This is a genomic window from Streptomyces sp. Root431, assembly GCF_001426585.1.
GTDB lineage: Bacteria > Actinomycetota > Actinomycetes > Streptomycetales > Streptomycetaceae > Streptomyces > Streptomyces stackebrandtii.
The window spans coordinates 394,424-411,781 of the sequence record NZ_LMEI01000013.1 but is presented as its reverse complement, the minus strand read 5'-3'; the positions used below and the strand labels follow the sequence as shown (position 1 = coordinate 411,781).

Sequence of the window (17,358 nt, the reverse complement as noted above, 5' to 3'; positions counted from 1 at the left end):
CTCGCGGACCCGAGTCCTCGACGGGGCGTCAGGCGGCGCGGCAGAGCGCCGATCGGTCGGCGGGGGCGGCGGCGGTGACCGTCGTGTGCACCGGGCGGGCGGAGGTCGTGGCGCGCGAGCGGTTCCGTGCGAAGACGACGAGGCGCAGCACCGCGAACCGCGCGGCACCGGCGAGCGCGGAGGCGGACAGGTAGACGACCTGTTCGAGCTTCGCGCCGGGCGCGGCCACCAGTTGCTGGAGCAGGAACATCGCCAGGCAGGTCACCGCGTACGCGGCCACGGCCGATCCGGCCGACTGCGTGTGCTGGCGCCAGGTGGCGCGCCCGCCCTTGCCGAAGGTGAAGCGGGCGTGCAGTTCGGTGGAGAGGAGCGTGGAGGCCATGGCTATCAGGGCGTTGGCCAGGAACCAGGGGATCCAGGAGGCGAGGCCGGTGACGGCGAAGCTGGAGGCGATCCCCACCCCGCCCCCGCAGAGCACGAAGCGGGCGAACGCGGTGATGGCGCCGGGTTTCTCACTCATGGCGCCATCATGGCACACGCGTGGCGCCATTGGAAACCATTCATGGCGCCTGTGGTGCCATGAATGGCGCCATGGTGGGCGTGGGCTCCTCATCGTGGCGCCACTGCCTGGAGCGGCGCACGGGGCGCACTCGACGAAGCGCGGCGCGCAGGGATTCAGGAGGGCAGGGGCAGGCGTCAGTTGCGGTAGGACTCGACCTCCGAGGCCGGGCGGAGGGCGGCCGTGTCCGGGTCCTCGCCGAATTCGGCCTTCGCACGGCGCTGGCGCAGCAGGTCCCAGCACTGGTCGAGCCTGACCTCAAGGTCGGCGAGCCGGGCGCGTTCCTCCGGGGGGAGGCCGCCCGTGCCCGCACGCTGCCGCAGGGCGCGTTCCTCCTCGACGAGGGCGCCGATGTCGCCCAGGATCTCCTCGTTGTCCATGCATTCAAGCGTGGCGGATCAGCGCTCTCCGCGCAGGTCGAGAGAGGTGAGGACGGCCCGGTGGTCGGAGCCGGCGAGGTCGAGGAAGCGGATGTTCCGGACGGTGAAGTTCCTGCTGACCAGGACGTGGTCGATCTGGGCGAACGGCGGCAGGGGGCCTTCCATGGGCCAGGTCGGCGTGCGGCTCGTGTCCGCGAGGCGGGCGGAGTCCAAGAGGTGGCCGACGTCCAGGATCCTGCGGAAGGCGGCGTGGTCCTGGGAGGCGTTGAAGTCCCCGGCGAGCAGCAGGGGGCCGGGCTCGTCCCGGGCGGCGTCCGCGATCCGGCCGAGCTCCCGCTTCCACGCGTCCACCTGGCCGGGCACCGGCGGCAGCGGGTGGGCGAGTTGGAGGCGTACGGGCATGCCGCCGATCTCGGCGGTGGCGCCCGGCATGCCCATCACCGCCGGGATGACCCGCCGGTCGGTGAGCGGGTAGGCGCTCAGCAGGACGGAGCCGGAGGCCCCGCCCGCGTCGACCGAGGCGTGGTGGGGGAGTTCGGTGGCGAAGGCCGTGGTCAGGGCGCGTCCGCAGGCGGTGTCGCACTCGGAGACGAACACGAGCTGCGGGTTCTCGCGCCGGATCGCCTCGGTCAGTGCCCCGGTGGCCTGGCCGTACTCGACGTTGGCGGCGAGGACGGTGACCCGGGTGATCGGCAGCCCGGAGGACATGACGAGCTGCGGCATGTACGGCAGGGAGCTCCAGCCGACCGCGCCGAGGACGACGACGGCGAGCAGCGTGAGCGCGCGCCGGCCGGCGAAGGCGGCGAGGAGCACGGCGAGCCCGGCGGGCACGGAGAGCCAGGGCAGCACGGAGAGCAGCTGCGGTACGGGGCTGATCCCGTCGGTGTCGAGGAGGCGGCAGGCGCTGATGACGGCGGGGACGACCAGGAGCAGCCCGGCGGCCCAGGCGGCGGGACGGCGCCTGGGCCGGAGGGGCGGTTCGGAGTGCGTCGCGGAGTCGTTCGCGGAATTGCCGGCCACGGGCTCGGCGGTCAGGGCTCGGTCCACGTCCTTCAGTGTCGCAAAGCCTGTGCGATTTCCGCGGTGGTTGCGCCCGAGAGCGTCCGATTGCTGCGGGCCGTACCGGACTTGGAGGCTCCCGGCTCGACGCCGTTGATGTTCAGGACGACCGAGTCGAGCAGATTCCCGCCGTCGTCACGGAAGTTGACCATGATCGTGTAGTCGGCGTTCTTGTCCTTCGGGTTGGTCGCCGTGATCTCGGCGACCGTGCGGTCCCCGTCGGTGCTCGTCTCCCCCGCCTTCACGTCGGCGGTGGCGTTCACCCCGTCCTTGACCTCGTTCATCTTCTCCTCGGCCGCCGAGGCGACGGCGGCCGTCGCGGAGGAGACGACGTCCCCGGCCGTGTCCGCGATGGTGTCGCAGCCGGTGAGGGCGAGGGCCGTCGTGGCGGCGAGGGCGAGGGTGAGTCCCGCGGTGCGTCGCATGGGCCGCCGCCTCAGAACTTCTCGTCGCGGCCGTAGGCGTCGTCCGTGGCCAGCGCCCAGATCACGAAGATCGAGATGGCCATGGAGAAGAGCGCCCACCACGGCTGGTACGGCAGGAAGAGGAACTGGAAGAGGACGTTGAGGGAGGCCAGCGCGATGCCGGCGACCCGTCCCCACTCGGCGCCCTTGAGGATGCCGTAGCCGGCGATGGCGAGGATGACGCCGAGGATCAGGTGGATCCAGCCCCAGGTGGTGAGGTTGAACTTGAAGACGTAGTCGCCGACCCGGGTGTAGACGTCGTCCTCGGCGATCCCGGCGATGCCCTGGAAGACGTCCATGAATCCCGTGACCAGCATGAGGACACCGGCGAAGAGGGTGCCGCCGCTGGCCCAGGCTCCGGCGGTGCTCGGCTTGCGGGGTGCTGTGTTCTGGCTCATGACCCCATCGTGGGAGCGATCGTACGATTCCGAACTTTCAGTTGAGCCGAACGAGTGAGCGAAGGTAGGAGTCGAGTACGGCGTCGAATTCCTCGGGCCGTTCCAGGTTGGGCAGGTGCGCGGCCCGCTCGATCACGGCGAGCGTGGAGTCGGGCAGCAGCGCGTGCATCTCCTCCGCGTCCTCGACCGGCGTGTACGTGTCGTCCCGGCCGACCACGACGAGCGCGGGGACGGCGACGGTGGTGAGCGACTCGCGGTAGTCGGGTCGCTCGGCCCGGCCCCGCAGGGCCGCCGCGGCGCCTGCGGGGTCGGTCGCGCACATCATGCGGTGGACGTGCGGCGCGGCATGGGTGTTGTACGGGGCGACCATCCGGTCCAGGACCTCGTCGGCGTACCCCTGCATCCCCTCCTTGAGCAGCCGGTCGGCCATGGCGTTCCGCACGGCCTTGCCCTCCTCGGTCTCGGCGGCGGGGAAGGTGTCGGCGAGGACGAGGCCGCGGACGCGCTCGGGGTGGCGGCGGTGGAGCTCCATGGCGATCTGGCCGCCCATGGAGAGGCCGGCGACGACGGCCTCCTCGATCCCCAGGTCGTCGAGGAGGGTGACGAGGTCCTCGGCGAAGTCGCCGAGGCCGGTGACCTCGGGCATCGCGCCGAGCGGGGTGATGCCGTAGCCGCGCAGGTCGGGGGCGATCACCCGGTGCGTGAGCGAGAAACGGTCGATCTGGGGCTGCCACATCGTGTGGTCGAAGGGGTGGCCGTGGACGAGGAGGAGCGCGGGGCCGCTGCCCCGGTCCTCGAAGTAGAGCCGGGTGGCGAGGGTGTCGGTGAAGCGCATGACGGCAGGCTAGGCAGCGGCAATCGCTCGGTGCAATGAGATCTTTGCTCTCGGTGCAATCGTGGGAGGGGACGGCATGGACGAGTACCGGAGGATCGCGGACCGGGTCGAGGCGGCCGTACGGGACGGGCGGCTGCGGCCCGGCGACCGGCTGCCGCCGCAGCGGGTCTTCGCCCGCCGCCACCGGATCGCGAACTCGACGGCCATCCGCGTCTACGGAGAGCTCGCCCGCCGCGGCCTGGTCGTCGGCGAGGTCGGCCGCGGCACCTTCGTCCGGGCCGCGCCGCCGCTGCCCGGACCCGCGCTCGCCGAGGCCACCGGCGCCGCGCCCGTCGACCTCCAGCTCAACTACCCGGTCGCGGAGGGGCAGTCGGAGCTGATGGCCCGCGCGCTCGCGGCGCTCGCCCGGCCCGACGTCCTGGCCGAGGCCGTCTCGGGCCCGGCCGCCGCCACCGGCACCCCGGAGGCCCGGGAAGCGGCGGCGTCCGTCCTCGCCCGGCCCGGCTGGGCGCCGGACCCGGAGAGCGTCCTCTTCGCCGGGAACGGCCGCCAGGCCATCGCCGCCGCGCTCTCCGCACTCGTCCCGCCCGGCGGCCGACTGGGCGTCGAAGCCCTCACGTATCCGCTGGTCAAGGCGGTGGCCGACCGGCTCGGCATCCGGCTCGTGCCGCTCGCCCTCGACGCGGAGGGGGTCCGGCCGGAGGCGCTCGCGGCGACCCACCGGGCGACCCCGCTGGCCGCCGTCTACCTCCAGCCGACCCTGCACAACCCGCTCTCCGCGACGGCGGGCGAAGGCCGCCGGGCCGAACTGGCCGAGCTGCTGCGCCGCCTGGACCTGACGGCGGTCGAGGACACCACCTGGGCCTTCCTCGTGCCGGACGCGCCCGCGCCGCTCGCCGCCCTCGCCCCCGAGCGGGTCCTGCTGGTGGACAGCCTCTCCAAGCGGCTCGCCCCCGGCCTGACCGTCGGCTACCTCGTCGTGCCCGCGCGGCTGCGGGCGGCGGCGGGCGACGCGCTGCGCTCGGGTGCCTGGACGGCGGGCGGGCTCGCGCTCGCGGCCGCGACCCGCTGGGCCGGGGACGGCACGGTCGCCGAGGCCGTCGCCGCCAAGCGCGCGGACACGGCGGCGCGGCACGCCCTGGTCCTGCGCCACCTCGGCGGCCACGCCGTACGGACCTCCCCGCACGCCTACTACTGCTGGTGGGAGCTGCCCGCGCCCTGGCGGGCGGAGACCTTCGCGGCGGCGGCCGAGCGCGCGGGCGTGGCGGTCACCCCCGGGAGCGCCTTCGCGGTCGGCCCCGGCACGGCCCCGGACGCGATCCGGGTGGGCCTCGCCTCGCCGCCCCGCGCGGTCCTGGACGGGGCGCTGGGCCGCCTGGCGGCGCTGGCCGGGGGAGTGGCCTGAGGGTGCGCGGGTGAACGACTTCGCACCCACCACCGCCGACTCTTCGCCCGCCGCCGTCACCGACCAGCGCGTCATCACCAACCCCGCCACGCTCCACGACCCCACCCCCTTCGGCTACAGCCACGCCGTCTCCGCGCCGGGCGAGCTCGTCTTCATCGGCGGTCAGTACGCCTCCGACGCCACCGGAGCCCCCGTCCCCGGGGACTTCGCCGCCCAGGTCGAGCTCTCGCTCACCCACCTGCGGCTCGCCCTGGAGGGCGTCGGCCTCGGCCTCGACCACGTCGTCCGCCTCGGCTCGTACATCGTCGAGCACGACCTCGCCAAGCTGGAGGTCCTCGGCAAGGCCCTGCACGCGCACTTCGGCGAGCGGCTGCCCGCGCAGACCCTCAGCGGGGTCGCGGCGCTCGCCCTGCCGGGCATGCTCTTCGAGATCGACGCCGTCGCCGTCCGGCCCCCGAGCGCCTGATCCACTTGCGGGGCGCCGGGCGCGGGTGTGCCCTGGAGGGTGCGGGGGCGAGAGACGAAGGAGCTCATGCCATGGCCGCACACGCAGCGGTACCGGCCCGGCGCCGGGCGAGCGCTACGAGCAGCACGAGCAGGACCTACGGCTGGATACTGCCCGCCGTACTCGGCGTCTTCTACGGCTGGTACGCGGCCTTCATCGCGAAGTCCGGCTCCCCGGTCAGCTGGGGACAGTTCTGGCTCGGACTGATCTCGGCGGTCGTGCTCGCCACGGCGGTGTACGGGCTGCACCGCGTCGGGCACAGACTGCCGCGCGAGCTCCACGCGGCGGCCTGGGGCAGCCTCGCGGGCATCGCGGTCGGCTTCCTCTACAGCCTGTCCGACGTGAGCATCCTGTCGGCGACCGTCCTCGGCCTGATCATCGGGGCGGGCGTCACCGCCGGCGCGTTCTACCTCTACTACACCCACGAGGACGCCGCGGGCCGCCCGGCGCCGTACTGACCCCGACCCTGACCCCGACCCGCTGAGGTCCGGCGCCGGCAGTACGAGGCCGCCACGGCGGCGACGAGCACCGGCCGGGCCGGCAGGGGCGTGTAGCAGGCGATCAGCAGGGCGTCCTGCGCCGGAGAGGCGGGGATGCCGGGCCCGAGGTCCGCGATCGAGGCGTACACGCCCCACGCGACGATCGCGCACAGCCCCGCCACCCCGGCGAAGGCCGCGCCCGTCGCGGCCCTCGGGTTCACCCGGCGCCCGCCGAGGAAGGGCATCCACCGGGGGAAGACCTCGCCCCAGGAGCGGACGAGCCCCAGGGTGAGGAAGGCCGGCGGCGCTCCTCCGCCGTGGCGAGAAGCGGAGAGCCGACGGAGACTGGGAGAAGCGCTCTCTTTCCGAGCAAGGAGAGGTCCGTACTCCCTTCGTCCCGGAGGAACGGCATGACCACCGACCTCGCCATCGAGACCGAAGGCCTGGTCAAGGTCTTCGGTACGAACCGCGCCGTCGACGGCATCGACCTGCACGTCCCCGCCGGCACGGTCTACGGCGTCCTCGGCCCCAACGGCGCCGGCAAGACCACCGCCGTCAAGATGCTCGCGACCCTCCTCCGCCCCGACGGCGGCCGGGCCAGCGTCTTCGGCAAGGACGTCGTGAAGGACGCCGACGCCGTACGCGGCCGGGTCAGCCTCACCGGCCAGTACGCCTCCGTCGACGAGGACCTCACCGGCACCGAGAACCTGGTCCTGCTCGGCAGGCTCCTCGGCCACACCCGCCCCGACGCCCGCGAGCGGTCCGGGCAGCTGCTCGCCGCGTTCGGCCTGGCGGAGGCGGCGGACAAGCAGATCAAGAACTACTCGGGCGGCATGCGGCGCCGCATCGACATCGCCGCGTCCATCCTCAACACCCCCGACCTGCTGTTCCTCGACGAACCGACGACCGGCCTCGACCCGCGCAGCCGCAACCAGGTCTGGGACATCGTCCGCGCGGTCGTCGCCCAGGGCACGACGGTCCTCCTCACCACGCAGTACCTGGACGAGGCGGACCAGCTGGCGTCCCGCATCGCCGTCATCGACCACGGCAAGGTGATCGCGGAGGGCACGAAGGGCGAGCTGAAGGCCTCCGTCGGCTCGGGTTCGGTGCACGTACGCCTCCGGGACCCCGAGCAGCGCCCCGAGGCCGAGCGGGTCCTCCGGAGCTCCCTCAACGCCACCGTCCAGCTCGACCCCGACCCCGTCGCGCTGACCGCCACCGTCAACGGCCACGGGACGGACCTGGGCGCCGCCGAGCAGGCCGCCCGCGCCCTCGCCGAGCTGTCCAGGGCCGGGATCACGGTCGACAACTTCGCGCTGGGACAGCCGAGCCTCGACGAGGTCTTCCTCGCCCTCACCGACCGGAAGGGAACGACGGCATGAGCACCGGCACCACCGTCACCACCGGCAAGGACACGCAGACGACCGACGCCCTCGACTTCGTCGCCCCGAAGGCGGACGAACTCGCTGCGCTGTTCACGGGACGGGCCCGTCCGCCGCGCCCCGGCGCACTCGCCGCGTCGCTGACCTTCGGCTGGCGGGCGATGCTGAAGATCAAGCACGTGCCGGAGCAGCTGTTCGACGTGACGGCGTTCCCGATCATGATGGTGCTGATGTACACGTACCTCTTCGGGGGCGCGCTGGCCGGCTCGGTCGACGAGTACATCCAGTTCCTGCTGCCGGGCATCCTCGTGATGAGCGTCGTGATGATCACGATGTACACGGGCGTCTCGGTCAACACCGACATCGAGAAGGGCGTCTTCGACCGCTTCCGCACCCTGCCGATCTGGCGGCCCGCGCCGATGGTCGGCTACCTCCTCGGCGACGTCGTCCGCTATCTGATCGCCTCGGCGGTCATGCTCACGGTCGGCGTGATCATCGGCTACCGGCCGGACGGCGGGCTGCCGGGCATCCTGCTCGGCGTCGCGCTGCTGCTGGTGTTCTCGTTCGCGTTCTCGTGGATCTGGACGATGTTCGGCCTGCTGCTGCGCAGTGAGAAGTCCGTCATGGGCGTCTCGATGATGGTGATCTTCCCCCTCACCTTCCTCTCCAACGTCTTCGTCGACCCGAAGACGATGCCGGGCTGGCTCCAGGCCTTCGTGAACAACAACCCGGTGACCCATCTCGCGACGGCGGTACGCGAGTTGATGGCGGGCAACTGGCCGGGCGCGGACATCGCCTGGACGCTGGGCTGGTCGGCGCTGTTCGTGGTCGTCTTCGGCTCGTTCACGATGAGGCTGTACAACCGGAAGTAGCGCCGGCGGGGGGATGTTGACCTTCCCCGCGGGGGAAGGCCCAGCATCGGCGGTGCCGGAGGCCGACGGGGCGTCCGGTACGGGGAGGTGGCACGCCGGTGGAACGGCTCATGACGATCGGGGAGTTCGCCCGCGCGTCCCGGCTCTCCGCCAAGGCGCTGCGCCGCTACGACGAGCTCGGCCTGCTGACACCCGCCCGCGTCGACGCGTACAGCGGCTACCGCTACTACGCGGGGGCGCAGGTGGAGCGGGCGCGCCTGGTGGCCTGGCTGCGGCGGATCGGGATGCCGCTCGCCGAGGTCCGGGACGTGTGCGCGCTGCACGGTACGGACCCGGGGGCGGCGGCCCGCACGGTCCGCGCCTACTGGGCGCGGGTCGAGGCGGAGACGGCGGCGCGGCGGGACCTGGCGGCCTCCCTGGTGGACCGGTTGGGAGGACCCACGGACATGACGACGACGATGAACGCACGGCCGTACGGCCTGCTCTCCGCCGCGCTCTCGGAGCGCGGACGGGTGCGGGCGAGCAACCAGGACCGGGCGCACGCGGGACCGCGGCTGCTCGCCGTCGCGGACGGCTACGGGGAGGCGGGGGAGAGGGCGGCGACGGCCGCGCTCGCGGAGATCGAGGCGCTGCTCCCGGCGCCCGAACGGCCGGGCGACCTGCTCAACGCCCTGGAGGAGGGCGTCCGCCGCGCGGACACGGCGGTCGGGGCTGCCGCGCCCGGCTCGGGGACGACCCTGACGGCCGGGGTGTGGACGGGCGACCGGCTCGCGCTCGCCCACGTCGGGGACGGGCGGGCGTACCTCCTGCGCGACGGCGCGCTCAGGCGCCTCACCCGGGACCACACGGTCGTCCAGGAGCGGGTGGAGGCCGGCGAGCTCGACCCGGCGGAGGCGGCGGCGCACCCGGACCGGGCGCTGCTCCTGCGGGCCCTCGACGGCGCGGACGGCGGCCCCGTACCGGATCTGACCCTGTACGAGGGGAAGCCCGGCGACCGCTGGCTGCTGTGCACGGACGGCCTCTCGGCGGTCGTGCCGGAGGCGGAGCTGCACGGGGTCCTCGCGGCGGGCGCCGGCCCCGAGGACACGGTCCGGGCGCTCGCCGACCTGGCGCTCGCGGACGGGCGGGGCGGCCCGGACAACGTGTCCTGCGTGGTGGCGGACGTCGTGCCGTAGGGGGGCGCTAGCCCGCCGTGCTAGCCCGCCGTGCGCGGAGTCGTCTGCTGGACGGCCCAGCGGTTGCCGTCGGGGTCGGCGAAGTAGACGAAGGAGCCCCAGGGCTGGTCGTCGATCTCGGTGACCTCGATGCCGCGGGCGGTGAGGTCGGCGTGGGCTTTCTCGATGTCGGTGACGACGACCTGCATGTTGTCGAGGGAGCCCGGGGCCATCTCCGTGATGCCCTTGCCGAAGGCGATCGAGCAGGCCGAGCCGGGCGGGGTCATCTGGACGAAGCGGATGTCGTCGCTGACCGGGATGTCGTGGTCGGCGTGGAAGCCGACCTGCTCGTAGAAGGCCTTGGCGCGGTCGATGTCGGTGACGGGGACGCCGATCAGTTCCAGCTTGATGTCCATGGTGGTCACTCTCCGCGGACGACGACGACGGGGCAGGGGGAGTGCTGGGTGACGTGGGACGAGACCGAGCCGAGGACCGCCGCCTTGAAGCCGCTATAGCCGCGGTCGCCGACGACGAGGAGCGTCGCGCCCTTCGCCGCGTCGAGCAGGGCCTGCGGGGCGTTGCCGCCGATCACCGTGCGGGTGGTCGCGGCGGCGACCTTCGGGTCGAGGGCCGTGTCCAGGGACTCGTCGAGGATCTGCTTGGCGAGCCGCTCGGGGTCGAACTCCGGCGGTACGCCCGGCATGAGCGTCGCCCAGGAGGCCGGGTACTCCCAGCTGATCACCGCCTGGAGGGAGTCCCCGGTGAGGGCGGCCTGCGCGGCCGCCCACTTCAGCGCCTTCAGGGAAGGCGCCGATCCGTCCACACCCACCACGATCCTGCCGCCGGCCATCGCCGACCTCCGTTCGTTGTCGGGAACCCCAGGGAATGCAGGGCAGCTCCCTCACAACGTAACAAACAGGTCAATCCAGTCGCAGGTCGGCCAACTGCTTCTCGAAGGGGACGATCTCGTCCTCCTCGGCCGACCGCGACGGCCGCGCCGCGACCGCGTCCGCCAGTTCGTGGCCCGCCCGGGTGATGCGGGACGGCAGGCCATCTGTGTACTCGTCGCCGCCCGAGCCCCAGTCCTCCGAGGCCGCGTAGACGGCGGTCGGGACGACGTGGGCCCGCAGGTAGGCGAAGAGCGGGCGCAGGGCGTGGTCCAGGACGAGGGAGTGGCGGGCGGTGCCGCCGGTCGCGCCGACGAGGACGGGGGTGCCGGTCAGGGCCGCCGGGTCGATCAGGTCGAAGAACGACTTGAAGAGACCGCTGTACGAGGCCGTGAAGACCGGGGTCACCGCGACGACCCCGTCCGCGCCGGTCACCGCGTCGATCGCGTCCTGGAGCTTCTCCGAGGGGAAGCCGGTGACGAAGTTCTTCGCGATGTCGAGGGCCAGGTCGCGCAGTTCGACGACCTGGACGTCGACGGCGTACTCCTGCTCGGCCAGCCGGTACCGGGCGGCCTGGAGCAGCCGGTCGGCGAGCAGCCGGGTGGAGGAGGGCGCGCTGAGTCCGGCGGAGACCGCGACCAGCTTCAGGGTCTGCATGACCTCATGCCTCCTTCGTGCGTACGGCGGGGTGGAGCGGGGCGGTGGCGGGGACGCCGGCCGGGCGCAGGTTGGCGAACTCCTTGCGCAGGACCGGGACGACCTCCTCGCCGAGGATGTCGAGCTGCTCCAGGACGGTCTTGAGGGGCAGTCCCGCGTGGTCGACGAGGAACAGCTGGCGCTGGTAGTCGCCCACGTAGTCGCGGAAGGACAGGGTGCGCTCGATGACCTCCTGCGGGGAGCCGACGGTCAGCGGGGTCTCCCGGGAGAACTCCTCCAGGGACGGGCCGTGGCCGTAGACGGGCGCGTTGTCGAAGTACGGGCGGAACTCCCGTACCGCGTCCTGGGAGTTCTTGCGCATGAAGATCTGGCCGCCGAGGCCGACGATGGCCTGCTCGGGGGTGCCGTGGCCGTAGTGCGCGTACCGCTGCCGGTAGAGCCGGACCATCTTCTCGGTGTGCTGCTTGGGCCAGAAGATGTGGTTCGCGAAGAAGCCGTCGCCGTAGTAGGCGGCCTGCTCGGCGATCTCGGGGGAGCGGATGGAGCCGTGCCAGACGAACGGCGGGACGCCGTCGAGGGGGCGCGGGGTGGACGTGAAGCCCTGGAGGGCCGTGCGGAACTTGCCCTCCCAGTCGACCACGTCCTCCCTCCACAGCTTGTGGAGGAGCGCGTAGTTCTCGATGGCGAGCGGGATGCCCTGGCGGATGTCCTGCCCGAACCACGGGTAGACCGGCCCGGTGTTGCCGCGGCCCATCATCAGGTCCACGCGGCCCTCGGCGAGGTGCTGGAGCGTCGCGTAGTCCTCGGCGATCTTCACCGGGTCGTTGGTGGTGATGAGGGTCGTGGACGTGGAGAGGATCAGGTTCTCCGTGCGGGCGGCGATGTGCCCGAGGAGGGTGGTGGGGGAGGAGGGCACGAAGGGCGGGTTGTGGTGCTCGCCGGTGGCGAAGACGTCCAGCCCGACCTCCTCGGCCTTGAGCGCGATGGCGACGGTGTCCTTGATCCGCTCGTGCTCGGTGGGGGTGCGGCCGGTGGTGGGGTCGGTCGTCACGTCGCCGACGGTGAAGATCCCGAACTGCATCGTGCTCACCTCTCGCGTTCCTGTTTCCCGGCCCCGATCCGGACCAGTGGTTGAATCTTAAACCATCACGTCCAACGGTGCGACCCCTCTCCGTATTCCGGCCCGCCCCCGGCCCGCCCCGGCCCGTACCCTGGAGCGCATGACCGACAAGACGTACGACAACGAACGCTGGAAGGAGCGGGGCGTGATGCTCCGCGTCTTCGTGTACGTCTTCGCCACCCACGCCTTCGCCGGCTTCGTCTGGCTCCTCTTCTACGTGGGGCAGAACGCCCAGAAGTAGCACTTGCGTGGCCTGCCCCACGTGAAGCCGACGTGCTTGCGAGAGGGGGCTCGGCCGCTCGAAGCGAACGCGCGTTCCTTCGATCGCTGGGTGGTGTGGTGGTCGGAAATCGGGACATGAGTGTGCGGTGCTCGCACGTACGGTGCTCGCGGAAGGTTCGGGAAGTGGCGACATCCGGGGCCCGGCGAGGCGGGTACATGTGACATGGGGGCGATCATGGATGTGGCCCGGTACACGTACCGGCTTCGTGTGTCGCCCACGGCGCAGGCCGCGTTGCTGGCGGAGTGGGACCGGAACCGTTGGGTCTGGAACGAGTGCGTCGCCAAGTCCAAGCATGTGCACGAGCGCAACAAGGCCACGGGTGAGAGGGAGACGTGTGGCCCCGCGCAGCTCGACAGGATGCTGACACAGGCCCGGCTGAGTACCCCTTGGCTACGTGAGGGATCCTCGGTTTCGCAGCAGCAGATCATCCGTGACTTCAGCGCCTCCCGCGCCAAAGCACAGAAGGACATCAAGGACCGGCTGCCGACGCACAGGCGAGCGGGGATGCCCAGATACAAGAGGAAGCGGGAGACCGACCCGAGCCTGAACTACACCCGACGCGGATTCCGTATCAAGAACGGTCTCCTATGCCTGGCGGGTGGGATCGTGCTGAGGGTGGTGTGGTCGAGGGATCTCCCGGCCGACCCGTCCAGCGTGCGGGTGTACCGCGATGTCATCGGGCACTGGCACTGTTCGTTCGTCGTTCCCGCCCCGGTCGAACCGCTGCCCGCGACCGGTCGGGTGATCGGTGTCGACTGGGGTGTGACGGAGACCGCAACCACCACGTCCGATGCGCATGATCTGGCGCATGCCGAGTACGGCAAGAAGGCCCAGCCGAGGTTGACGCGCTACGACCGGATGATGGCCCGGCGCAAGCCGAAGAAGGGTGAGGCCGCCTCGAAGGGATACCGCGAGGCGAAACAATTGCGCGCCAAGCAGCACAAGAAGGTCGCGCGTCGACGAGAGGACACCGCACGCAAGTGGGCCAAGCGTGTGGTCCGTGACCATGACGCCATCGCAGTGGAGGACTTCCGGCCGAAGTTCCTGGCCAAGACCACCATGGCCAGGAAAGCCGCAGACGCCGCCATCGGCATCACCAAGCGAGTCCTGATCGAGATGGGCCGCAAGCACGGTCGTACCGTGCACCTGGTACACCCCGCGCACACCACGATGGACTGCGCGCAGTGCGGAGCGAGAGCCAAGCACGTCCTGCCGCTGGGGATGCGTGTCTACACCTGCTCCGTATGTGGAGTTTCGTTTCCTCGGGACAAGAACTCCGCCCGCGTGATGCTCGTCAGGGCTGGTCTGTGCCCTGCTGGCGCTGAGGACATAAGACCTGGTGAGGCGCTGCCCCACCAGGCCGTCTGAGCCAGGAATTCCCTCCCTTCGGGCGGGAAGCAGTCAAGTAGAGTCCCGGACGTGAACGCTGCGATATCGGTCGTCGGAATCGGCGCGGACGGCTGGGACGGACTCCCCGAGCGCTCCCGCCGCGTGCTGCAGGCCGCCGAGGTCCTCATCGGCGCCCCCCGCCAGCTCGCTCTCCTCCCCGCCGGCGAGTGCCCCGGCGAGCGGATCGCCTGGCCCTCCCCCCTCCGGCCCGCCGTCCCCGGACTGCTCGCCGCCCACGAGGGCCGCGAGGTCGCCGTCCTCGCCAGCGGGGACCCGTCCTTCTACGGGATCGCCCGCACGCTGACGGAGATCCTCGGGTCCGACCGCCTCCGCGTCCACCCGCACCCGTCCTCCGTCTCGTACGCCTGCGCCCGCCTCGGCTGGCCCCTGGAGGACACCGAGACCGTCTCCCTCGTCGCCAGGCCGCTCGCCGCGCTCTCCGCCGCCCTCCACCCCGGCCGCCGGCTCCTCGTCCTCGGCGAAGGCCCCGGCACCCCCGCCGAGGTCGCCGCGCTGCTGCGCCGCACCGGCTGGGGCGGCACCCGCGTCCGCGTCCTCGAACAGCTCGGCGGGCCCGCCGAGCGGCTCCTCGACGCGACCGCCGCCGACTGGCCGTACGAGCGGACCGACGCCCTCCACGTCCTCGCCCTCGACTGCGTACGCGACCCGGACACCCTCCGGCTCGGCGCCGCGCCCGGCCTGCCCGACGAGGCGTACGAGCACGACGGACAGCTCACCAAGCGGTACGTCCGCGCCGCCACGCTCGCCGCGCTCGCCCCCGCCCCCGGCGAACTCCTCTGGGACATCGGCGGCGGCTCCGGCTCCATCGGCATCGAATGGATGCGCACCCACCGCACCTGCCGGGCGATCGCCGTCGAGAAGTCCCCGGAGCGCGCCGCGCGCATCACCCGTAACGCCGACGCCCTCGGCGTCCCCGCCCTGCGCGTCGTCACCGCGAAGGCACCGGAGGGGCTCGACGGCCTCCCCGCCCCCGACGCCGTCTTCATCGGCGGCGGCCTCACCGTCCCCGGCCTGCTCGACGCCTGCTGGGACGCGCTCCCGCCCGGCGGCCGGCTCGTCGCCAACACCGTCACCCTCGAATCCGAGGCGCTGCTCGCCGACCGCTACCGCCGCCACGGCGGCGAACTGGTCCGGCTCGCCGTCGCCGCGGCCGTGCCGGTGGGCGGGTTCACGGGCTGGCGCCAGGCGATGCCCGTCACGCAGTGGTCCGTCACCAAGTCAGGAGAACGAGCATGACCGTCTACTTCATCGGAGCGGGCCCGGGCGCCGCCGACCTCATCACCGTGCGCGGCGCGCGGACCCTCGCGAAGTGCGGGGTCTGCCTCTACGCCGGTTCCCTCGTTCCCACCGAGCTGCTCGCCGAATGCCCGCCGGAGGCCAGGCTCGTCGACACGGCCCAGCTCGACCTGGACCGGATCGTCGCGGAGATCGCCGCCGCCCACGAGGCCGGCCAGGACGTCGCCCGCCTGCACTCCGGCGACCCGTCCGTCTTCAGCGCGGTGGCGGAGCAGATGCGCCGCCTCGACGCGCTGGAGATCCCGTACGAGGTCGTGCCGGGCGTCCCGGCGTTCGCGGCGGCGGCCGCGGCGCTGAAGCGGGAGCTGACCGTCCCCACCGTCGGCCAGACGGTGATCCTCACCCGGATCGCCCAGCAGGCCACCCCGATGCCCGAGGGCGAGGACCTCGCGACCCTCGGCCGCAGCGGCGCCCTGCTCGTCCTCCACCTCGGCGCCCGCTACGTCGACCGGATCGTCTCCGAGCTCGTCCCCCACTACGGCGCGGACTGCCCGGCCGCCGTCGTGGCGATGGCCAGCCGCCCCGACGAGCTCGTCCTGCGGGGCACCCTGGAGGACATCGCGGGCCAGGTGAAGGACGCCGGCATCACGAAGACGGCGGTGATCCTGGTCGGCCGCACGCTCGCGGCGAAGGAGTTCCGCGACAGCCACCTGTACGACCCGGCGCGCGACCGTCACGTGTGCTGACCGCCGCATCCACGGCCCCGTCTGCTCACGGCCGCATCCGCTGACGGACCCGTCCGCTGACCGCGCGCGGCGGGGCCCCGAGGAGTCCGATCCCCGGGGCCCCGCCGCGTCCGCCGCCCTACGCGTTCGGCCGCTTGCCGTGATTCGCGTTCTTCTTCTTGCGGGCGCGCCGCTTGTTGCCTCGCTTCGCCATGGGACTCCCTCTCGCTCGTGGGGGGTATGTCCCGGTAAGCCTAGGTTCGGGCCGAGGGGGCCGCACGTCGGCCGCCGGGGCCGTGTTGTCTCATGGACCGGTGACTGTCTACGACGTGGCCCGGGCGCTGCCGGGCATCGAGGAACTGCGCGACCACTCCCGGGGGCTCGCGATGCTGGACGCCGTCCTCTGCCCGGAGTGGGAGGGCCGGTACTACTCCTTCGACGCGCACTGGTCGGAGAGCGAGCAGCTGGCGTCGATGAAGGACGGCCAGGGCGGTGAGTACACGATCGTCCTCTCGCCGGCGGGGGCGTACGCGCGCGTCTTCGACCACGAGTCGCCGCTGAGCCCGTTCGGGCCGCTCGCGGACGGGCAGACCTGGCCCGGGGTGCTCGACGGGGTCCCGGAGGCCTTCCGGGAGTACCTGACGGAGCCCGCCTTCACGGACGAGGACGGGGTGCACGTGACCACCGCCTGCCTGTGGCGCGAGACCGCGGACACGGCCTGGCGGACGGGACCGGTCGCCTTCCCCGACCTCGACGACCACGAGGACCCGGACGGCTCCGGCCGCCTCCTCCACCTGCTCGTGGACCGTTCGGCCGAGGCGTACGCGGAGTGGGCCGCGGACTACTACGAACGGCCCGTCGACCTCGAAGCCGTACGCCACGTCCTCGCCCTCCGCCCCCTGACCCCGGAGCTCGTGGCGACCCTCAATCCGGAGACCGACCTAGCGGGCCTCGCGGAGGACGTACGGGAGATCGGCTACCCGGCCTGAGAGCCCCGTCGAGCCGGTGCCCACTCCGGTGCCAGGATCGACATCACCGTCGCGTCCACCCGTTCGCCCTCCCACAGCAGGGCCCCGCGCAGGACGCCCTCGGCGGTGAAGCCGGCCTTCTCGTAGGCGCGGCGGGCGCGGGGGTTGAAGGCGTAGACCTCCAGGGAGATCCGGTGGAGGCCGAGCGCCTCGAAGCCGTGGCCGACGATCAGACGGGTCGCCTCCGTACCGAGTCCGCGGCCGACGGCGTCCGGGACGAAGACGATGCGGAACGAACAGCTCTCGTTCTCCTCGTCCCACTCGTTGAGCACGGCCTCGCCGACGACCCGGCCCGTCGCCCGCTCCACGACCGCGAGGTCGAGGCGGTCGTCCTGCGCGCCCCGGGAGGCGTACCACTTCCGGAGCGCCGGCTCCTCGAAGTGCGTGTGGCAGCCGGTCAGCCGCATGACCTCCGCGTCCTCGTAGAGCGGCAGCAGCGCGGGCACGTCCTCCTCGGTGACGGGACGGAGGATCACCAGGTCACCGGGGAGGGTGGGCTTGTGCGAGAAGTCGGTCATCC

Annotated in this window: 23 protein-coding genes; 11 read left to right on the top strand and 12 right to left on the bottom strand. The window is 72.4% G+C overall.

The window, feature by feature from the left end; translation table 11 throughout:
- Positions 1-28 precede the first annotated feature (28 nt).
- From ASC82_RS27330 to ASC82_RS27305, 6 genes are all read right to left on the bottom strand, one after another.
- A complete protein-coding gene (locus ASC82_RS27330; RefSeq protein ID WP_242427798.1) occupies positions 29-520 on the bottom strand; it encodes a hypothetical protein in 492 nt (163 codons plus the stop codon).
- A 176-nt stretch (positions 521-696) separates the two neighbouring features.
- Positions 697-939 carry a DUF2630 family protein gene (locus ASC82_RS27325; protein ID WP_056653420.1) on the bottom strand — a complete coding sequence of 81 codons (243 nt, stop codon included), beginning with the start codon at positions 937-939 and terminating at the stop codon, positions 697-699.
- Between the two features lie 18 nt (positions 940-957).
- Positions 958-1,986, bottom strand: coding sequence for an endonuclease/exonuclease/phosphatase family protein (locus ASC82_RS27320; RefSeq protein ID WP_079039510.1), 1,029 nt, complete (start codon positions 1,984-1,986; stop codon positions 958-960).
- Positions 1,987-1,991: 5 nt separating this feature from the next.
- Positions 1,992-2,423 (bottom strand): hypothetical protein, encoded by a 432-nt coding sequence (locus ASC82_RS27315; RefSeq protein WP_056653416.1) that lies wholly within the window; start codon positions 2,421-2,423, stop codon positions 1,992-1,994.
- Between the two features lie 11 nt (positions 2,424-2,434).
- Complete coding sequence (locus ASC82_RS27310) at positions 2,435-2,860, bottom strand: hypothetical protein (RefSeq protein ID WP_056653413.1); 426 nt, start codon at positions 2,858-2,860, stop codon at positions 2,435-2,437.
- A 37-nt stretch (positions 2,861-2,897) separates the two neighbouring features.
- The gene (locus ASC82_RS27305; protein WP_056653411.1) at positions 2,898-3,695 is read right to left on the bottom strand and encodes an alpha/beta hydrolase; all 798 of its coding nucleotides are present in this window, start codon (positions 3,693-3,695) and stop codon (positions 2,898-2,900) included.
- 76 nt (positions 3,696-3,771) lie between these two features.
- Between ASC82_RS27305 and ASC82_RS27300 the strand changes: the two genes are divergently transcribed.
- The 3 genes from ASC82_RS27300 to ASC82_RS27290 all read left to right on the top strand — a co-directional run bounded on the left by ASC82_RS27300 (position 3,772) and on the right by ASC82_RS27290 (position 6,063).
- A complete protein-coding gene (locus tag ASC82_RS27300) occupies positions 3,772-5,100 on the top strand; it encodes a PLP-dependent aminotransferase family protein (RefSeq protein ID WP_056653407.1) in 1,329 nt (442 codons plus the stop codon).
- Positions 5,101-5,173: 73 nt separating this feature from the next.
- Complete coding sequence (locus tag ASC82_RS27295; RefSeq protein ID WP_242427819.1) at positions 5,174-5,566, top strand: RidA family protein; 393 nt, start codon at positions 5,174-5,176, stop codon at positions 5,564-5,566.
- Between the two features lie 71 nt (positions 5,567-5,637).
- Positions 5,638-6,063 (top strand): hypothetical protein, encoded by a 426-nt coding sequence (locus tag ASC82_RS27290; protein ID WP_056653401.1) that lies wholly within the window; start codon positions 5,638-5,640, stop codon positions 6,061-6,063.
- Here the strand turns inward: ASC82_RS27290 and ASC82_RS30755 are convergent.
- Positions 6,021-6,329: a hypothetical protein gene (locus tag ASC82_RS30755; protein ID WP_056653397.1), complete on the bottom strand. Its 309-nt coding sequence runs from the start codon at positions 6,327-6,329 to the stop codon at positions 6,021-6,023. The genes ASC82_RS27290 and ASC82_RS30755 overlap by 43 nt on opposite strands.
- Positions 6,330-6,494: 165 nt before the next feature.
- On the opposite strand from ASC82_RS30755, the gene ASC82_RS27280 reads away from it, so the two are divergent.
- The 3 genes from ASC82_RS27280 to ASC82_RS27270 all read left to right on the top strand — a co-directional run bounded on the left by ASC82_RS27280 (position 6,495) and on the right by ASC82_RS27270 (position 9,513).
- Positions 6,495-7,466, top strand: coding sequence for an ATP-binding cassette domain-containing protein (locus ASC82_RS27280; RefSeq protein ID WP_056653394.1), 972 nt, complete (start codon positions 6,495-6,497; stop codon positions 7,464-7,466).
- Entirely contained in the window at positions 7,463-8,338 is an 876-nt protein-coding gene (locus ASC82_RS27275) for an ABC transporter permease (protein ID WP_056653391.1), read from the top strand. The genes ASC82_RS27280 and ASC82_RS27275 overlap by 4 nt, the downstream gene beginning before the upstream one ends.
- A gap of 110 nt (positions 8,339-8,448) precedes the next feature.
- Complete coding sequence (locus ASC82_RS27270; protein WP_079039509.1) at positions 8,449-9,513, top strand: MerR family transcriptional regulator; 1,065 nt, start codon at positions 8,449-8,451, stop codon at positions 9,511-9,513.
- A gap of 20 nt (positions 9,514-9,533) precedes the next feature.
- On the opposite strand, the gene ASC82_RS27265 is transcribed toward ASC82_RS27270, so the two are convergent.
- The 4 genes from ASC82_RS27265 to ASC82_RS27250 form a co-directional block, all read right to left on the bottom strand.
- Positions 9,534-9,908 (bottom strand): VOC family protein, encoded by a 375-nt coding sequence (locus tag ASC82_RS27265; RefSeq protein ID WP_056654320.1) that lies wholly within the window; start codon positions 9,906-9,908, stop codon positions 9,534-9,536.
- A 5-nt stretch (positions 9,909-9,913) separates the two neighbouring features.
- Positions 9,914-10,342, bottom strand: coding sequence for a universal stress protein (locus ASC82_RS27260; protein WP_056653387.1), 429 nt, complete (start codon positions 10,340-10,342; stop codon positions 9,914-9,916).
- A gap of 70 nt (positions 10,343-10,412) precedes the next feature.
- A complete protein-coding gene (locus ASC82_RS27255) occupies positions 10,413-11,036 on the bottom strand; it encodes an FMN reductase (RefSeq protein WP_056653385.1) in 624 nt (207 codons plus the stop codon).
- Between the two features lie 4 nt (positions 11,037-11,040).
- Positions 11,041-12,117 (bottom strand): LLM class flavin-dependent oxidoreductase, encoded by a 1,077-nt coding sequence (locus ASC82_RS27250; protein ID WP_056654317.1) that lies wholly within the window; start codon positions 12,115-12,117, stop codon positions 11,041-11,043.
- A gap of 139 nt (positions 12,118-12,256) precedes the next feature.
- Between ASC82_RS27250 and ASC82_RS30750 the strand changes: the two genes are divergently transcribed.
- The 5 genes from ASC82_RS30750 (at position 12,257) to ASC82_RS27230 (ending at position 16,799) form a co-directional block, all read left to right on the top strand.
- Positions 12,257-12,397, top strand: a complete 141-nt coding sequence (locus ASC82_RS30750; RefSeq protein WP_185909431.1) for a DUF6126 family protein — start codon at positions 12,257-12,259, stop codon at positions 12,395-12,397.
- Between the two features lie 204 nt (positions 12,398-12,601).
- Positions 12,602-13,807 carry an RNA-guided endonuclease TnpB family protein gene (locus tag ASC82_RS27245; RefSeq protein WP_107105981.1) on the top strand — a complete coding sequence of 402 codons (1,206 nt, stop codon included), beginning with the start codon at positions 12,602-12,604 and terminating at the stop codon, positions 13,805-13,807.
- A 51-nt stretch (positions 13,808-13,858) separates the two neighbouring features.
- A complete protein-coding gene (locus tag ASC82_RS27240) occupies positions 13,859-15,085 on the top strand; it encodes a bifunctional cobalt-precorrin-7 (C(5))-methyltransferase/cobalt-precorrin-6B (C(15))-methyltransferase (RefSeq protein ID WP_056653381.1) in 1,227 nt (408 codons plus the stop codon).
- Positions 15,082-15,831, top strand: coding sequence for a precorrin-4 C(11)-methyltransferase (cobM, locus tag ASC82_RS27235; RefSeq protein WP_056653379.1), 750 nt, complete (start codon positions 15,082-15,084; stop codon positions 15,829-15,831). Before ASC82_RS27240 ends, cobM begins: the two co-directional genes overlap by 4 nt.
- 293 nt (positions 15,832-16,124) lie before the next feature.
- Positions 16,125-16,799, top strand: coding sequence for a hypothetical protein (locus ASC82_RS27230; protein ID WP_056653375.1), 675 nt, complete (start codon positions 16,125-16,127; stop codon positions 16,797-16,799).
- Here ASC82_RS27230 and ASC82_RS27225 read toward each other — a convergent pair.
- Positions 16,787-17,356: a GNAT family protein gene (locus ASC82_RS27225; RefSeq protein WP_056653372.1), complete on the bottom strand. Its 570-nt coding sequence runs from the start codon at positions 17,354-17,356 to the stop codon at positions 16,787-16,789. The two genes, ASC82_RS27230 and ASC82_RS27225, sit on opposite strands and share 13 nt — an antisense overlap.
- Between the last annotated feature and the right edge of the window lie 2 nt (positions 17,357-17,358).

Bases quoted from the DNA above. Each gene is read 5' to 3' on its own strand.
- ASC82_RS27330 (WP_242427798.1), bottom strand. From the start codon at position 520: ATGAGTGAGAAACCCGGCGCCATCACCGCGTTCGCCCGCTTCGTGCTC.
- ASC82_RS27325 (WP_056653420.1), bottom strand. From the start codon at position 939: ATGGACAACGAGGAGATCCTGGGCGACATCGGCGCCCTCGTCGAGGAG.
- ASC82_RS27315 (WP_056653416.1), bottom strand. From the start codon at position 2,423: ATGCGACGCACCGCGGGACTCACCCTCGCCCTCGCCGCCACGACGGCC.
- ASC82_RS27310 (WP_056653413.1), bottom strand. From the start codon at position 2,860: ATGAGCCAGAACACAGCACCCCGCAAGCCGAGCACCGCCGGAGCCTGG.
- ASC82_RS27305 (WP_056653411.1), bottom strand. From the start codon at position 3,695: ATGCGCTTCACCGACACCCTCGCCACCCGGCTCTACTTCGAGGACCGG.
- ASC82_RS27300 (WP_056653407.1), top strand. From the start codon at position 3,772: ATGGACGAGTACCGGAGGATCGCGGACCGGGTCGAGGCGGCCGTACGG.
- ASC82_RS27290 (WP_056653401.1), top strand. From the start codon at position 5,638: ATGGCCGCACACGCAGCGGTACCGGCCCGGCGCCGGGCGAGCGCTACG.
- ASC82_RS30755 (WP_056653397.1), bottom strand. From the start codon at position 6,329: ATGCCCTTCCTCGGCGGGCGCCGGGTGAACCCGAGGGCCGCGACGGGC.
- ASC82_RS27280 (WP_056653394.1), top strand. From the start codon at position 6,495: ATGACCACCGACCTCGCCATCGAGACCGAAGGCCTGGTCAAGGTCTTC.
- ASC82_RS27275 (WP_056653391.1), top strand. From the start codon at position 7,463: ATGAGCACCGGCACCACCGTCACCACCGGCAAGGACACGCAGACGACC.
- ASC82_RS27270 (WP_079039509.1), top strand. From the start codon at position 8,449: ATGACGATCGGGGAGTTCGCCCGCGCGTCCCGGCTCTCCGCCAAGGCG.
- ASC82_RS27265 (WP_056654320.1), bottom strand. From the start codon at position 9,908: ATGGACATCAAGCTGGAACTGATCGGCGTCCCCGTCACCGACATCGAC.
- ASC82_RS27260 (WP_056653387.1), bottom strand. From the start codon at position 10,342: ATGGCCGGCGGCAGGATCGTGGTGGGTGTGGACGGATCGGCGCCTTCC.
- ASC82_RS27255 (WP_056653385.1), bottom strand. From the start codon at position 11,036: ATGCAGACCCTGAAGCTGGTCGCGGTCTCCGCCGGACTCAGCGCGCCC.
- ASC82_RS27250 (WP_056654317.1), bottom strand. From the start codon at position 12,117: ATGCAGTTCGGGATCTTCACCGTCGGCGACGTGACGACCGACCCCACC.
- ASC82_RS30750 (WP_185909431.1), top strand. From the start codon at position 12,257: ATGACCGACAAGACGTACGACAACGAACGCTGGAAGGAGCGGGGCGTG.
- ASC82_RS27245 (WP_107105981.1), top strand. From the start codon at position 12,602: ATGGGGGCGATCATGGATGTGGCCCGGTACACGTACCGGCTTCGTGTG.
- cobM (WP_056653379.1), top strand. From the start codon at position 15,082: ATGACCGTCTACTTCATCGGAGCGGGCCCGGGCGCCGCCGACCTCATC.
- ASC82_RS27225 (WP_056653372.1), bottom strand. From the start codon at position 17,356: ATGACCGACTTCTCGCACAAGCCCACCCTCCCCGGTGACCTGGTGATC.